The organism is Flavobacterium sp. I3-2, assembly GCF_013389595.1.
Lineage (GTDB): Bacteria > Bacteroidota > Bacteroidia > Flavobacteriales > Flavobacteriaceae > Flavobacterium.
Window position 1 is genome coordinate 2,230,377 of the sequence record NZ_CP058306.1, and the last position, 15,778, is coordinate 2,246,154.

Sequence of the window (15,778 nt, forward strand, 5' to 3'; positions counted from 1 at the left end):
TAAAATTAATGGTTTTCATTTTTTGGAAACCGTTTTTTTTAATTCAAAAAAGATTCACATTAACTAGAATTTAAAATTTTTAAAAATCTAAAAAAAGACTTACATTCGCTTTCAAAATTTAAGTTAACAACACAATGAAACAAGTTGCTTTAAACCACGTACACGAAGCTTTAGGTGCAAAAATGGTTCCTTTTGCAGGATTTAATATGCCAGTTCAATATGAAGGCGTAAATATAGAACACGATACAGTTAGAAATGGTGTTGGTGTTTTTGATGTATCTCATATGGGATTGTTCAAAATTTCTGGACCAAATGCTTTAGCTTTGGTTCAAAAAGTTACTTCAAATGACGCTTCTACTCTAATCAATGGTAAAGCTCAATATAGTTATTTCCCTAACGATAATGGTGGAGTTGTTGATGACATTATCACATATCAAGTTAATGACCAAGAGTTTTTAATGGTAGTTAATGCATCAAACATTGATAAAGATTGGAATTGGGTTACATCTAAAAATGATGTAAACGCGACAATGGAAAACTTATCAGATGCTTATTCTTTATTAGCTATTCAAGGTCCAAAAGCTGTTGAAGCTATGCAAAGTTTAACTGATTTAGATTTAGCAGCCATTAAATTTTATCATTTTGAAACTGGAACTTTTGCTGGTGTTGAAAACGTTATTGTTTCTGCAACAGGATATACAGGTTCTGGAGGATTCGAAATCTATGCTAAAAACGAAGACATAGAAACTATTTGGAATAAAGTTTTTGAAGCAGGTGTAGCTTGGGGAATTAAGCCAATTGGTTTAGCTGCTCGTGATACCTTACGTTTAGAAATGGGTTACTGTTTATACGGAAACGAAATCACAGACGAAACTTCTCCTTTGGAAGCTGGTTTAGGATGGGTTACTAAATTCACTAAAGATTTTGTAAATTCAGAAAACTTAAAAGCTGAAAAAGAAGCTGGAATTAAAAATAAATTAATCGGATTTGAGTTAATCGATAGAGGAATTCCTCGTCATGATTATGAAATCGTAAATAAAGATGGTAATGTAATTGGTAAAGTTACGTCTGGAACACAGTCTCCATCTCTAGGAAAAGGAATTGGAATGGGATATGTTCCAAAAGAATTTGCTGCTGAAGGAAGTGAAATTTTCATCAGAATTCGTAAAAACGATGTTTTAGCAAAAGTGGTTAAAACTCCATTTTATAAAAAATAAATTGTTTAGATGAATAAAAATAAATAAAGGCTTTTCGTGAGAAAAGCCTTTATTTATTTTTATTATAATTTATTCATGTTAGTTGCTAAAGTTTCAATGAATTTACTGATTGGCCCTTTTATCATCATGGCCATCATTGCATTAAATTCACCTTCAAAATCTAATTTTATTGAGCATTCATTTTCAGAAATTTCTCCAATATTTGCAGTTAATGTAAATGGTAATTTACTACTTGCTGCACCTAAAACTACTTTTGAATTTGGATGTGCTTCTTTTTTGACTAATTTAATTTCTGGCATTCCAGATAAAGCAAACATAAAGCAGTTTTCGTCAATTACTTCAAATTTTGCAATATTTTCTGGCATTAATTTTTCAAAATTTTTAATATCTATTAAAGCATTAAAAAGATATGCTGCCGATTTTGAAACGGTAACTTTAGAACTTTCTAAATTCATAATTTATGTTTTTATTAATTAAATTCCCCATTCAGATGGGTTTGAACTCCAAACTTTTAATGTTTCGTGGTCTTCTTCTGCAATGTATTTTTTAGCAATTGCTGTTTTTAGTAACGTAGGATAATTACTTAAAGTCATTAATTCAATTCCTGAATTTTTGAAGTTTTCAGAAGCTACATCAAATCCATAAGTAAAAATTGCAGCCATACCTAAAATATTTGCACCTCCAGAGTTTAAAGCTTCAACAGCTTGTAAACTACTTTTTCCAGTACTAATTAAATCTTCAACTACTACAACGGTTTGTCCTGCTTCAAAATGTCCTTCAATTTGATTTTGACGCCCGTGTTTTTTAGCTTCTGGTCTAACATAAACGAAAGGTAAATCTAAAGCTTCTGCTACCAATAAACCAATTCCAATGGCTCCGGTTGCAACTCCAGCAATTACATCTGGTTTACCAAATTTTTCTACTATATTTGTAGCAAATTCATTTTGTAGAAATTTACGAACTTCTGGAAATGAAAGAGTTATGCGATTGTCGCAATATATTGGCGATTTCCATCCTGACGCCCAAGTAAAAGGACTTTTAGGATTTAATTTAATTGCGTTTATTTGTAAAAGCAATTCGGCCGTTTTCTGTGCTGTGTTGTCATTAAAAATCATATTACAAATGTATAAAGTTTTTATAAACGACAAACCACTTTTTTTGACAAATGAGATTGAAAAAGAAACTGATTTTCAACTTTTCTTGTTAGAAAGTGCTGACATTAATAAAATTATTTTAAAATACTATCAAAATAAAATTGATAAGGCTATTTTATATCATCCTGATGAAAAGGAAATTTTAAAAAAATTGAAAGAAAAAATTCCAGTTAATAAAGCAGGAGGTGGTTTAGTGAAGAATAAAAAAGGCGAAATTCTTTTTATTTACAGAAACGATAAATGGGATTTACCTAAAGGTGGAATCGAAAAACATGAAACCATCGAAGAAACTTCTATTCGAGAGGTAGAAGAAGAAACCGGTTGTAAAAACTTGAAAATAGTACAAAAGCTTCAAAAAACATACCATATTTTTAAACGAAATGGTGAGTATAAATTAAAAATCACGCACTGGTTTGAAATGTTTACGGATTATGATGGTCCACTTCATGGTCAAATCGAAGAAGGAATTGAAAAAGTTGTTTGGTTAAAACCTAAAGAAATTCCAGCAGCTCTTGAAAATTCTTACGAAAATATTAAACTACTGTTTGAATAAATATATTTTTAAAAACAATCAAAACAATTATCATTTTTTTATTGATAATTGTTTTGAATTTTGTAAATTAAAATTGTAAAAATCCCATCTATGAATAAGCCTTATCGCGTTTTTGATTTAATTTACTACCAACAAGAAAAATTTCCTAACATTGATTTGTTCGGATATAAAGAAAACGAATCTTGGAAAACCATTCCAACTGTTGATTTTATTGAAAAAGTAAATCAAATTTCACGTGCGTTAATTGCTTATGGAGTTCAGCCAGATGATAAAATTGGTTTAATCTCAGAAAATCGTTGGGAATGGAATGCTTTAGATTTTGCAATTCAGCAGGTTGGGGCAGTAGTGGTGGCAATTTATCCAAATATTTCTGAAAATGATTACAAATTTATTTTTAACGATGCCTCGATAAAACTATGTTTTTTGAGTACAGATGTTTTATATGATAAAATTATCAGTATACAAAATGAGGTCGATTCGTTAAAAGACATTTATACCATTAACGTTTATTCAGATTATCCGAATTGGAAATCTTTTCTTGAGTTAGCATCTAATGTTAATCAATCTGAAGTTGATATAAGAAAAGATGCAATTCAAACAGATGATTTAGCTACTTTAATTTATACTTCTGGAACAACCGGAAATCCAAAAGGTGTAATGCTTTCGCATAAAAATTTATTAGCCGATGTGATGAGTAGCGAATATTCATTTCCGGTTAGTGAAGGACAACGTGCTTTAACATTTTTACCTGTTTGTCATGCCTACGAGCGTGTTTTTCATTATGTTTATATTTATAAAGGTTTAACGATTTATTTTGCAGGTTCGATGGAAACCATTGGTGCAGATATGAAAGAAGTTAAACCACATATTTTTTCTGCTGTTCCTCGAGTTTTAGAAAAGGTTTACGAAAAAATTATGGCTACTGGCGAGCAACTAACAGGGATTAAACGTAAGTTATTCTTTTGGGCTGTTGGATTAGGTGAGAAATATGAATTAGAAAATCGTTCGGCTTGGTACGATTTTCAATTAAATATTGCACGCAAAATTATTTTTTCAAAATGGCGCGAAGCAATCGGTGGCGAAATCCTTGGTATTGCTTCTGGAAGTGCTGCTTTACAGCAAAAACTAATCCGATTGTACTTAGCTGCCGGAATTCCCATTTTTGAAGGTTACGGATTAACCGAAGCCGGACCTTGCTTAGCAGTGAACTGTTATAAACGTGGAATGAAAATTGGTACGGTTGGTGTTCCATTAATTAATATCGAAATTAAACTTGCAGAAGATGGCGAAATCCTGGCCAAAGGAGATAATATTATGCAAGGTTATTATAAAAACGAACAAGCTACGAACGAAGTTTTAAAAGACGGTTGGTTGCATACTGGTGATATCGGTCAGTGGATTGATGGTAAATATCTAAAAATCATCGACCGTAAAAAAGAAATGTTTAAAACATCTGGTGGTAAATATGTTGTGCCGCAACAAATAGAAAGTAAGTTTGTAGAATCTCCTTTTATTGAACAAATGATGGTTATTGGCGAAAATCAAAAATTTCCTGCAGCGTTCATTGTTCCATCTTATATAAATCTAAAAGATTGGGCTAAATCAAATGGTTTTGATATTTATAATTTAGATAAAGAAACGTTTTTTGCAAATGAAATTATCACCAATAAAATTTTAGAAGAAGTAAATAATATGAATATTCATTTTGGAAATTGGGAACAAATCAAACGTTATGAATTAATTTTAGATGAATTTACGATAGAAACTGGTGAATTAACGCCAACTTTAAAAATGAAACGTAAAGTGATTATCGAAAAATATAAAACACTTTTCCAAAAAATATATGCTTAATAAAATGCCTTTCTGTAAAGAAAGGTTTTTTTATTCCTAAATCCTTCCTAACTTTAAACGTAAATTTGTTTATTAAAACAAAATTTCAATGAAAATATTAATTATTGAAGACGAAATCGAATTACAAAAAGTAGTTCAACAAGCTTTAGAAAAAGAAAAGTTTTTAGTTGAATCAGCAAATAATTTCAAATCTGCTTTAGATAAAATCATAAGTTTTGATTACGATTGTATTTTGTTAGATATTAATCTACCAGACGGAAATGGTATGGATTTACTTCGCGAAATTAAAAAACTTCACAAGCAAGATGCCGTTATTATTGTTTCGGCTAAAGATTCTGTAGATGATAAAGTTTTGGGATTAAATTTAGGTGCCGATGATTATTTAGCTAAACCGTTTCATTTGGCTGAGTTACATGCACGAATCAATTCGATTATGAGACGAAATAATCAAAATGGCGAAAAATTTATTAGTTTTAAAAACGTAAAAATAAATCCAGAAGAACGCAGTGTTTTTGTGAATGATAATCTGATAAATTTAAATCGTAAAGAATATGATATGTTGTATTATTTTATGATTCGACCTAGAAAAACATTACAAAAAACAACTTTGGCAGAAAGTATTTGGGGTGACCATATTGAAGATGCCGATAGTTTAGATTTTATTTATTCGCAAATAAAAAACCTGCGTAAAAAACTGAAACAAAGTCAAGCAGATATTGATTTTCAGGCTGTTTACGGAATTGGATATAAACTTATTTAGGATGCGTGTTTCGTTAAAAAATTATACTTTAAAGTATTTAATCATTGCACTTTTGGCTGTAATTGCTATTTGGTCTGCTATATTTTACGCTTTTATTTTAGATGAAGTAAACGATAATATTGATGACGGTTTAAAAGACCAAAAAATTCATATTATTCGTGAAGCTTATATCGACGATTCGATTTTAAATACAAATGAATTCGGCATCAACCAATTTCGAATAACAAAAATAGATTCTGCTGATTATGAACCGTTAAATAGGATTGTTAACCAAATGGTTTTTATGGAATATGATGGTGAATATGAACCTTATCGTGTTTTAACTACTGGTTTTATCGACAAAGATGGTGATTATCGAAAACTCGAAATTAGAACATCGACTGTTGAAGAAGATGATTTTGGAATCAATCTATTAATTGCACTCTTTGTACTTTATGTATTTATCATAATCGGAATTTTCTTTATTAATAAAGTTGTTTTAGACCGTGTTTGGGCTCCATTTTACGATATTTTACAACGAATGAATCAATATCAATTTGGTAGTAAACGTTCTTTAAAAGATAATAATCAAAAAATTGTAGAATTTTATGAACTTCAGAACGAACTTCAAACTTTGGTTCAACGTAACGAACACATGTTTGAATCACAGAAAAGTTTTATCGAAAATGCTTCACACGAATTGCAAACGCCTTTAGCAATTAGTTTAAATAAAATTGATTTGGTTTTAGAGAATGAAAATCTGGATGCGAAAACGGTAACAGATTTTGAAGAAATTAAAAAGTCTTTAAAGCGAATGAAAAATTTAAATAAGTCGCTTTTGATGCTTTCTAAAATCGAAAATAATCAGTTTGAAGATAAAGTACTTGTAAATTGGAACGAAGTTTTTAAAACAGTTTTTCAAGATTTTGAAGATGTGATTTCGTTTAAAGAAATTCAGTTTGAGTTAAAAGAAAATGGCATTTTTGAAACCAAAGCAAATTTATATTTGATTGAGATTTTACTTTCCAATTTGCTTCGAAATGCAATCAAATATATCGGAAAAGAGAAAGAAATTGTTGTACATATTTCTGAAAATTCGTTCGAAATTCAAAATTCAGGAAATCAAATTGCTTTGAATCCTAATTATATTTACAATCGATTTTACAAAGCCGAAACCGATGAAACTTCAAGCGGATTGGGACTTTCGATTGTTCAATCTATCATTAAACAATATGATGATTTGTTGATACAATATCAATTCACAAAAAATAAACATCATTTTAAAATTGTTCGTGTAAATTCCTAAATCTTTCCTAATTGATTTTTGAAATTTGTACTATAAATTTTAAAAAATAGAAATTATGAAGACTTTAAATTTAAAAAATACCGTTTTAATTTTAGTAATGACCTTAGGTTTTTCAATTCAATCATTTGCTCAGAAAACTCAAATTCAAATCAATCAATTACCAGAAATTGCTAAAACGTTTATCAATCAAAATTTTAAAAACGAAAATATTAGTTATGTTGTAAAAGAAGAAGAGTTTTTAACGGTTGATGAATATAAAGTAGTTTTGGGAAATGGAACAAAAATTGAATTTGATTCGAAAGGAAATTGGAAAGAAGTTTCGAATAAAACACAAGCTTTAAAAACGAACTTTATACCTAAAAATATCTTGAGTTATTGTACCAAAAGTTTTCCGAATACATTTGTAACAAAAATCGAAAAATCGAGATGGAAATATGAAGTAGAACTTTCGAACGGATTAGAATTACTTTTTGATTCTGAAGGAAATTTTACAAGAATTGACGATTAATAATAAAAATCAGGAAGCAGGCAATTTTGTCTGCTTTTTTTGTATATTGAAAATAAAAACATGGACGAATCATACAGAGATTTTTTAATGAAGACTATTTTGTTTCTAGAAGAAACTTCAGGGAATTTATTTGCTCAAATTTTAAATTTAGCATCTCAAAATGAATATCCTAATTTAAGACAAGATTTTGAAAATGGATATATATTAGATTTCAATATTTCAATGTTTGAAAATTCTACTGATCCAAATCTAATTCGTTTGGTAGAAGTTTATAAGAAAATCGAGGATGAAATTGAAGCATTAATTAAAAAAAATAAAATTACTGAAGATGAATTAGATTTTCATTTTATTAATGACGAAATGCAATTTGATGATGAGTTTGATGAAGATGATGATGAAGCTAACGATGAATTATTTGGTGATTTTCCGATGTCTTTAAATTAAATAATTTTAATATGAAAAAGATTTTTTTAGCAATTTGTTTTTTTGTTTGTTTCCACGGTGTTGCTCAAGATGAAGCTTTTGTTTTACCTGTCAATATGGAATTCATAGCAACTGAAATTGCGGATGAGAATTCGATAAATTATTACCCTAAATTGATGAAACGTTTTGACGATTTTGATAAAACGTTAACCACTTTAGATTATCGTTTTTTGTATTACGGATTTACAAAACAATCAAATTATTCAGGTTATAAAACACACGATTTTGAGGATGAAATTTTAAAAACATTAAATAAAAAAACAGACTTATCAACTAAAGATTTTAATAAACTTGAAGTCAAATTAAAAGAAGTATTACAAGATAATCCATTTAATTTAAAAATGTTACGTCTTTTGATTTATGTTTCGGATTCGTTAGATAAAAAAACAGAAACGGAACAGTTAATCATGAGATTCAACGGAATCATTGAAGCAATTATTTCAAGTGGCGACGGTTTATCTTGTATGTCAGGTTTCAAGGTTATCTCTGTTTCAGACGAATATATCATTTTAGACACATTTGGATTGAATGTAAAAGGACAAAGTTTGGTTGAAGGACCTTGTGATTTATTACATTTAGCTGATCCAAACAAAGAATTAAAAATCGACGGTTTGTATTTTGATATTGAAATATTTTTTGGAAAAATGTTTTCGGAATAGTGTATCTTTGGTTTTTTATTATTTGTGATTTCACACATTTATCTATTTAACCAATTATGTCAAGAAAATTTAATTCTATTATAAAAACTTCGTGTGGAGTTTTTATTTTATCTACTACTTTTTTTATTGGAACACTTCAAAATTCGTACGCAAGTTCAGTAAAGTTCGCTCAAACGATAAATAAGAATAATTTACCAAAACCTATTTACCAAAATAGTTTGGGAACTTTCTATGAAGAATTGTCAAATTATAATATTACTACCGAAAATTTTAATAATCAATTGATTCAATGGTTTGATTTAGATTCTGACCATAGTTTCGAGAAAGTGAGAGAATTTGTAGACGAAATTGGTTATAAACATGAAACCTTTCAACATATTTATAAAGGTTTAAAAGTAGAAAATGACTTAGTTTTTGTACATAGTAAATCAGGAAAAGTAACTTCAGCAAACGGTCAAATGGTTCGCTTTTATGATTTTGATATATCGTTTGATTTAACAGACGAAGAATTTTTAAATATTGCAATCACTGATTTTAATGTAAATTCAAAAGTAAAAAATTCTGAAATAGAATTGGTAATAACAAAAATTCCCTCTGAAAAAGGAGTTGAAATAATAGCAACTAAAAAAGTTAAACTGAATTCGTTTAAACCAATTAAAAGCTATTTTTATTTCATAAATCCAAAAGGGGAAATTGTAAAAAAATACAAAGCCATTCATACCGCCGATCTTCCAGGTTCAGGAACAACTTATTATCGAGGAACTCAAAACTTTACAGTTGATAGTTTTAATGGACAATATCGTTTAAAAGATAATTTTCGAAATATACATACACTAAATGCTGCAAATTTATATTTTGATGAATTTACTTGGGAAATTTCCGGAAGTCAGGATTTTTTAAATACATCTACTTCTTTTACTGCAATTCCGATGCGACCAGCTGTTGAAGTTCATTGGGGAATGTCAAAAACATATGATTATTATAAAAATGTTCATAACAGAAATAGTTATGATGGATTAGGTTCAATTATCACTAATTATTATAATTTTCCAGAGGATTTTGAAGATCCACAAAATGCCTTTGCAGCAGATTTTGGAGATCAAGTTGCTATGTTCTTCGGAATCGGAGGAAATATTTTTAATCCTGTTGTAGGAATTGATGTAGCAGGTCATGAATTTTCTCATCTTGTGATTGGAAGAAACGGAAATGGTGGATTGGAATATTTAGGGGAATCGGGTGCTTTAAACGAGTCATTTGCTGATATCTTTGGAACTTCGATTGAGTTTTATGTTAATTTAAGTCCCAATTGGACCATTGGAGAAGGAGTTGTAAAACCGTTTATAACCCCATCTTATTTAAGAAATATGTCTAATCCAAATGATGTTTCTGATATGTTAGAAAGTCAACAACCCGATACATATACAGGAACATATTGGGCTGATCCAACGGATTTCGATTTTGATAATGGTGGAGTTCACATAAACAGTGGGGTTGGTAATTTTTGGTTTTATTTATTAAGTGATCAAACGTTACACACAGGAACAAATGATTTAGGAAATGCTTATAGTGTTCAAGGGATCGGAATTAACAAAGCAGAAAAAATAGTTTACAAAGCATTAATGGAAGGTTTGACTCCTTCTGCAACATATTTTGATGCTTATAACGCAACAAGACAAGCAGCTTTGGCACTTTATGGACCGGGTTCTAACGAGCATAATCAATTAGTCAATGCTTGGTATGCAGTTGGAGTTGGACCATCGTTGTTAAGTGTTGATAAAAATGAATTAAAAGTTAACTTATCGGTTTATCCAAATCCAACAAAAGACGGAAAGCTAAATATCGAATCTCAATTAGAAGGAAATACAACTGTTCAGGTTTATGATTTGTTAGGTAAGCAAGTAAGTTCTGTTTTTTCTTTACAACAAGGTTCAAATCAAATTGATATTCCTAATTTATCAAATGGAATTTACTTTTTAGTGTTCAAATCAGAAGGAAAAACTCATACAGAAAAACTTATTAAAAATTAATTCTATATAAGATAGTAACAAAAAAACGACCAGCTGGTCGTTTTTTTGTTTATAAAATTCTTTCCGAAACGTAGTCTAACTTAACTGTTGGATATTTGCTTTGCGTCATTTGAATTGAGAATTCAGAATCTGCTAAGAAAACCAATTGTCCCGATTTATCTTTTGCTAAGAATTTTTGTTTTACACGTTTAAATTCAGCAAATTCTTCGTTCTTTGGATTTTCCGGTCTTACCCAACAAGCTTTAAAAGCAGGGAAGTTTTCGTAGGTACATTTAGCTCCGTATTCGTGTTCTAAACGATATTGAATAACTTCGTATTGTAAAGCACCCACGGTTCCGATAATTTTACGACCATTCATTTCAAGAGTAAACAACTGCGCTACACCTTCGTCCATTAATTGGTCGATACCTTTTTCTAATTGTTTTGATTTTAAAGGATCGGCATTATTGATATAACGGAAATGTTCTGGTGAGAAACTTGGAATTCCTCTGTAATGCATAATTTCTCCTTCAGTTAATGTATCTCCAATCTTAAAGTTTCCGGTATCGTGTAAACCAACAATATCTCCTGCGTACGAAATATCTACAATTTCTTTTTTCTCAGCGAAGAAAGCATTTGGCGATGAGAATTTTAAATTCTTTCCTAAACGAACGTGTGTGTATGGTTTGTTACGTTCAAATGTTCCAGAAACAATTTTAATAAAAGCTAAACGGTCACGATGTTTTGGGTCCATGTTAGCGTGAATCTTAAATACAAAACCAGAGAATTTATTTTCATCAGGTTGAACTAAACGTGTGTCAGATTCTTTTGGTCTTGGCGATGGAGCGATTTCTATGAAACAATCTAAAAGTTCGCGAACTCCAAAATTGTTTAAAGCCGATCCAAAGAAAACCGGTTGTAAATCTCCATTGATATATTCGTCTCTATTAAAAGCAGGATAAACTTCTTCTAATAATTCTAATTCTTCACGTAAACGATTTGCAGGTTTTTCTCCAATTAATTGGTCTAATTCATTAGATTGTAAATCAGACACAGTGATAACATCTTCGATATTTTTACGACTATCTTCTGAGAAAAGGTTAATGTTCTTTTCCCAAATGTTGTAAATTCCTTTAAAATCATAACCCATCCCAATTGGGAAAGATAAAGGAGCAACTCGTAAACCTAATTTTTGCTCAACTTCATCAAGTAATTCAAAAGCGTCTTTACCTTCACGGTCTAATTTATTAATGAAAACAATCATTGGGATGTTACGCATTCTACAAACTTCAACCAATTTTTCGGTTTGCTCTTCAACACCTTTAGCAACGTCAACAACAACAATTACCGAATCAACTGCGGTTAAAGTTCTAAAAGTATCTTCGGCAAAATCTTTGTGACCTGGTGTATCCAGGATGTTTATTTTTTTATCTTTATAATTAAAAGCTAAGACAGAAGTAGCAACAGAAATTCCTCTTTGACGTTCAATTTCCATGAAATCGGAAGTTGCTCCTTTTTTAATTTTATTACTTTTTACGGCTCCAGCTTCTTGAATAGCTCCACCAAATAATAATAATTTTTCTGTTAAAGTAGTTTTACCGGCATCTGGATGCGCAATAACACCAAAGGTTCTTCTGCGTAATATTTCGTTTTTAAAACTCATTATCTTGTAATTAGGACTGCAAAAATAGTACTTTTTATTTCAGATAATAAATACTTTCAAAGTAGATTTGGATAAAAAAGCGATAATATTTTGTTAAGTATGATTTTTGAACATAAATAGAATTTTGAAATTGCTATTTTTGTTTAGAATATTTAATTTAGTTTTTTAAAATAAAAAATTATGAACTTAAAATCACTTGTCTATTTTTCGTTATTTGGATTTGCTTCTTTTAACGGAAATGCACAAAATGCTACTGACGAACTTTTAAAAATTAATGATATTCCTTATACTGTTGGAGAATTTGAGCGTATTTATACCAAAAATTTAGACCTTATAAAGGATAATCAACAAAAAAACATCGAAAATTATTTAGATTTATTTGTATTATATAAATTAAAAGTTGCTAAAGCTTATGATTTGGGTTTAGATAAGAGAACAGCTCATATAAATGAATTCGACTCACACAGAAAACAATTAGCTGAGCAATATTTAACAAACGAAGAAACGCTTGAACGTTTGGCTAAAGAAGCTTACGAACGATCATTATACGAAGTAAACGCTTCACATATCATTGTATTAGCAGATGAATTTGTTACTCCAGCAGATTCTTTAAAAGCGTATAATAAAGCAATCGAAATTCGCAATCAAATTATAAACGGTAAAGATTTTGGCGAAGCAGCAATTGAATTTTCAGAAGATCCAACAGCTAAAACTAATAAGGGAAATTTAGGTTATTTTTCTGTTTTACGAATGGTTTATCCGTTTGAAACAGGAGCTTATAATACGCCAATTGGACAAGTTTCTATGCCAATTCGTTCGCAATTTGGGTATCATTTGATTAAAGTTGACGATAAAAGATTACGTCGCGGAAAGCAAGAAGTTGCTCAAATCGTTATTTTGAATAATGAATCTTCAGAATTGATGGATTCAAACAAAGTGATTATTGATAACATTTATAAAAGACTTCAAAACGGAGAAAATTTTGAAGAATTGGTGATGCAGTTTTCAGATGATCAGACGAGTAAAACAAATAAAGGGAAATTCGGAAATTATGAACCAGGAATTATAGGTATTGAACATTTAGATGACGAAGTTTATAAATTAAAGAAAGCTGGAGATTATTCGAAACCATTCAAAAGTCAATATGGATGGCATATTGTTAAATTGCTTTCTGAAGATAGAATTCCAACTTTTGATGAAAGAAAAATTTTCTATAAACGAAAAGTTCAATCTGATAGCCGTTCACGAATTATCAATGAACAATTAGTTGCGCATCTAAAACAGCAATATAAATTTAAAGAAAATCAAAAAAACTATTTGAATTTTGTGAAATTTGTGGAAAAGAATGTCGCAAAACCAGAATATTTAAATGGTTTAAAAACGAATAATGAATTAGCAAAATTCGCCAATCAAAAAATTACTGAACAAGATTTCTCAAAATTTATTACAGAAAAAGGAGTGAATTTCGCTGCTATTTCTCCAATAATTAATGGTGTAAACCATGTGTTTAATGATTTTGTTTCAGAAAAAATATTAAATTATTATAACGAAAATTTAGAAAATGAATTTCCTGAATTTAAAAATACAACCAAAGAATTTAAAGAAGGTTTACTTCTGTTTGATTTGATGGAAAATGAAGTTTGGCAAAAGGTAAAAACAGATACTCTAGGTTATTCAAATTATTACCAAACACATTTAAATAATTTCAAACAAGAAGAAACTATTGAAGGTGTTGTTTATTCAGCAGAAAAAAAATCGGATATTAAAAAAGCTTTAAAGTTTTACACTAAACATTTTGGAAAAAAGCCTGAAGAAATTGAAGGAATGTTTCATGTAGATTTATTAGTTTCTAAAAGTGGTAAATTTAAAAAAGGCGATAAAAGTTTACCTAAGAATTATGTTCTTAAAGAAGGAATTTCTGAAATTTTTGAACAAGACGGAAAATATTATTTTGTGGTTGCAGATAAGTATATTCCTGAAGGTTATGAAAATTTAGAGGATGTAAAACAAAATGTGATTTACGAATATCAGCAAGTTTATGAAAATCAATGGACAAATGATTTGAAAGAAAATGCTAAGGTCGAAATCAATAAAGCTGTTTTAGAACAACTAAAAGCAAAATATAATCAGAATTAATTCTTAATAAAATCAAAAAACAAGTTAAGAAACCAAATCCTCGTGTATCTTTGTACATTATTCAAATAAGAAAAAGAATTAAGAAATAGAATATGAATTTAATTAATAAAAATATTGCTCTTATTGCAGTATTCTTTGGTTTGGTGATAAATTCACTTTCCGCTCAAGAAAAAAAACGCATCGATGGAGTTATAGCTGTAGTAGGTGAAAATTTTATTTTAGAATCTGATATCGAGCAGGGATACATCCAAGCAAAAGCATCAGGCGTTGATGTTTCAGATAAGTCGAAATGTTATTTTCTTAATATTCTATTAGAAAGTAAATTGATGGCACATCAAGCAATTCAAGATAGTTTGGTAGTAACAGATGTTGAAGTTAATGCATTTATAGATACTCAAGCTGATCGAATGGTTGAGAATTTCGGTTCGATGGAAAATACATTGAAAGCTTACAACAAAAAATCATATGAAGATTTTAGAGCTTATTTTTTTGATATAGTTCGTACAAATAAGTTAGCAGAAGCAATGCAAAATGAAATCGTTAAAGATATTCAGATTACACCAGAAGAAGTAAGACGTTTTTATAACGGAATTCCAAAAGATGAGTTACCTGTTGTTGGTAAAGAAGTTGAACTTGCAGAGATTATTATAAAACCTGAAATTTCAAAAGCAGAAAAACAAAAGGTAATAGATCGTTTAAATGAAATTAGAGACGATGTTATTCAATATGGATCTAGTTTTCATAACAAAGCAATTGCTTATTCAGAAGATACAGGTTCGGTTTCTACAGGAGGTTTAATGACCATGACAAAGAAAGATCCTTTTGTAAAAGAATTTAAAGAAGTTGCTTTTAGTTTGAGAGAAGGCGAGATTTCTATGCCGTTTGAAACAGAATTTGGATATCACATTATTTATTTAGAAAAAATTGAAGGTCCAAAATTGACATTACGTCATATTTTAATTACACCAAAAGCAAGTGCAGAAGCAGTTGTAGAAGCAAAAGAAAAAATCGAAAAGATTAGAAATAGTATCCTAAATAAAGAAATGACTTTTGCAGAAGCAGCGTTAACTGTTTCAGATAAAAAAGAAAATAGATTAAACGGAGGTTTAGTTACAAACCCATCGACAGGAGACCCAAAATTTGAAATCAATCGTATTGAAGATCCTATTTTTTATTCAATGGTTTCTAATTTAGAAGTTAATGAGATTTCACTTCCTAGGTTTGTTGCAGATAGACCAGGGTCAACTGGAGATTATTATAGAATCATCCAAGTAACGGATAAGTTTGAAGAACATCCAGCAGATTATACTTTGGATTATATGAAAATTCGTGAAGTAGCTTTAAGAAATAAAAAGAAAGAAGCTGTTGATAAATGGGTTGAAAGTGTCATAGAAGATACCTACATTAAAATTGCCGATGATTATAAAAATTGTGAATTATCAGCAAATTGGATAAAATAAATTTTAGAAAAGTCACCATGTAATTTTGGTGACTTTTTTTATT

The 15,778-nt window shown here is 29.5% G+C and carries 14 protein-coding genes; 11 read left to right on the forward strand and 3 right to left on the reverse strand.

Annotated features, from left to right (window positions below):
• Positions 1–134 precede the first annotated feature (134 nt).
• The gene (gcvT, locus tag HW119_RS10560) at positions 135–1,217 is read left to right on the forward strand and encodes a glycine cleavage system aminomethyltransferase GcvT (RefSeq protein WP_177764192.1); all 1,083 of its coding nucleotides are present in this window, start codon (positions 135–137) and stop codon (positions 1,215–1,217) included.
• 62 nt (positions 1,218–1,279) lie between these two features.
• Here gcvT and HW119_RS10565 read toward each other — a convergent pair whose 3' ends face one another.
• Together HW119_RS10565 and pyrE are read right to left on the reverse strand one after the other, a co-directional pair.
• Complete coding sequence (locus HW119_RS10565; RefSeq protein WP_177764194.1) at positions 1,280–1,672, reverse strand: SRPBCC family protein; 393 nt, start codon at positions 1,670–1,672, stop codon at positions 1,280–1,282.
• Between the two features lie 18 nt (positions 1,673–1,690).
• A complete protein-coding gene (gene pyrE, locus HW119_RS10570) occupies positions 1,691–2,332 on the reverse strand; it encodes an orotate phosphoribosyltransferase (RefSeq protein WP_177764197.1) in 642 nt (213 codons plus the stop codon).
• 7 nt (positions 2,333–2,339) lie between these two features.
• Between pyrE and HW119_RS10575 the strand changes: the two genes are divergently transcribed.
• From HW119_RS10575 to HW119_RS10610, 8 genes are all read left to right on the forward strand, one after another.
• Positions 2,340–2,924: an NUDIX hydrolase gene (locus HW119_RS10575; RefSeq protein WP_177764199.1), complete on the forward strand. Its 585-nt coding sequence runs from the start codon at positions 2,340–2,342 to the stop codon at positions 2,922–2,924.
• 90 nt (positions 2,925–3,014) lie between these two features.
• Entirely contained in the window at positions 3,015–4,775 is a 1,761-nt protein-coding gene (locus HW119_RS10580; RefSeq protein WP_177764201.1) for an AMP-dependent synthetase/ligase, read from the forward strand.
• 88 nt (positions 4,776–4,863) lie between these two features.
• Positions 4,864–5,535, forward strand: coding sequence for a response regulator transcription factor (locus tag HW119_RS10585; protein WP_177764203.1), 672 nt, complete (start codon positions 4,864–4,866; stop codon positions 5,533–5,535).
• Between the two features lies 1 nt (position 5,536).
• Positions 5,537–6,820, forward strand: a complete 1,284-nt coding sequence (locus HW119_RS10590) for a sensor histidine kinase (RefSeq protein ID WP_177764205.1) — start codon at positions 5,537–5,539, stop codon at positions 6,818–6,820.
• 55 nt (positions 6,821–6,875) lie between these two features.
• Positions 6,876–7,328, forward strand: a complete 453-nt coding sequence (locus HW119_RS10595) for a PepSY-like domain-containing protein (protein WP_177764208.1) — start codon at positions 6,876–6,878, stop codon at positions 7,326–7,328.
• A 60-nt stretch (positions 7,329–7,388) separates the two neighbouring features.
• Positions 7,389–7,772 carry a hypothetical protein gene (locus HW119_RS10600; RefSeq protein WP_177764210.1) on the forward strand — a complete coding sequence of 128 codons (384 nt, stop codon included), beginning with the start codon at positions 7,389–7,391 and terminating at the stop codon, positions 7,770–7,772.
• An 11-nt stretch (positions 7,773–7,783) separates the two neighbouring features.
• Positions 7,784–8,470 (forward strand): DUF4919 domain-containing protein, encoded by a 687-nt coding sequence (locus HW119_RS10605; RefSeq protein WP_177764212.1) that lies wholly within the window; start codon positions 7,784–7,786, stop codon positions 8,468–8,470.
• Between the two features lie 56 nt (positions 8,471–8,526).
• Positions 8,527–10,497, forward strand: a complete 1,971-nt coding sequence (locus HW119_RS10610; RefSeq protein ID WP_177764214.1) for a M4 family metallopeptidase — start codon at positions 8,527–8,529, stop codon at positions 10,495–10,497.
• A gap of 49 nt (positions 10,498–10,546) precedes the next feature.
• Here HW119_RS10610 and HW119_RS10615 read toward each other — a convergent pair whose 3' ends face one another.
• Positions 10,547–12,139 carry a peptide chain release factor 3 gene (locus HW119_RS10615; RefSeq protein WP_177764216.1) on the reverse strand — a complete coding sequence of 531 codons (1,593 nt, stop codon included), beginning with the start codon at positions 12,137–12,139 and terminating at the stop codon, positions 10,547–10,549.
• A 180-nt stretch (positions 12,140–12,319) separates the two neighbouring features.
• Between HW119_RS10615 and HW119_RS10620 the strand changes: the two genes are divergently transcribed.
• Together HW119_RS10620 and HW119_RS10625 are read left to right on the forward strand one after the other, a co-directional pair.
• Complete coding sequence (locus tag HW119_RS10620) at positions 12,320–14,275, forward strand: peptidylprolyl isomerase (protein ID WP_177764218.1); 1,956 nt, start codon at positions 12,320–12,322, stop codon at positions 14,273–14,275.
• A gap of 92 nt (positions 14,276–14,367) precedes the next feature.
• Positions 14,368–15,735, forward strand: coding sequence for a peptidylprolyl isomerase (locus tag HW119_RS10625; RefSeq protein ID WP_177764220.1), 1,368 nt, complete (start codon positions 14,368–14,370; stop codon positions 15,733–15,735).
• The last annotated feature ends 43 nt before the right edge of the window (positions 15,736–15,778 follow it).

Coding starts and splice junctions, on each gene's coding strand:
- gcvT (WP_177764192.1), top strand. CDS start 135: ATGAAACAAGTTGCTTTAAACCACGTACACGAAGCTTTAGGTGCAAAA.
- HW119_RS10565 (WP_177764194.1), bottom strand. CDS start 1,672: ATGAATTTAGAAAGTTCTAAAGTTACCGTTTCAAAATCGGCAGCATAT.
- pyrE (WP_177764197.1), bottom strand. CDS start 2,332: ATGATTTTTAATGACAACACAGCACAGAAAACGGCCGAATTGCTTTTA.
- HW119_RS10575 (WP_177764199.1), top strand. CDS start 2,340: ATGTATAAAGTTTTTATAAACGACAAACCACTTTTTTTGACAAATGAG.
- HW119_RS10580 (WP_177764201.1), top strand. CDS start 3,015: ATGAATAAGCCTTATCGCGTTTTTGATTTAATTTACTACCAACAAGAA.
- HW119_RS10585 (WP_177764203.1), top strand. CDS start 4,864: ATGAAAATATTAATTATTGAAGACGAAATCGAATTACAAAAAGTAGTT.
- HW119_RS10590 (WP_177764205.1), top strand. CDS start 5,537: ATGCGTGTTTCGTTAAAAAATTATACTTTAAAGTATTTAATCATTGCA.
- HW119_RS10595 (WP_177764208.1), top strand. CDS start 6,876: ATGAAGACTTTAAATTTAAAAAATACCGTTTTAATTTTAGTAATGACC.
- HW119_RS10600 (WP_177764210.1), top strand. CDS start 7,389: ATGGACGAATCATACAGAGATTTTTTAATGAAGACTATTTTGTTTCTA.
- HW119_RS10605 (WP_177764212.1), top strand. CDS start 7,784: ATGAAAAAGATTTTTTTAGCAATTTGTTTTTTTGTTTGTTTCCACGGT.
- HW119_RS10610 (WP_177764214.1), top strand. CDS start 8,527: ATGTCAAGAAAATTTAATTCTATTATAAAAACTTCGTGTGGAGTTTTT.
- HW119_RS10615 (WP_177764216.1), bottom strand. CDS start 12,139: ATGAGTTTTAAAAACGAAATATTACGCAGAAGAACCTTTGGTGTTATT.
- HW119_RS10620 (WP_177764218.1), top strand. CDS start 12,320: ATGAACTTAAAATCACTTGTCTATTTTTCGTTATTTGGATTTGCTTCT.
- HW119_RS10625 (WP_177764220.1), top strand. CDS start 14,368: ATGAATTTAATTAATAAAAATATTGCTCTTATTGCAGTATTCTTTGGT.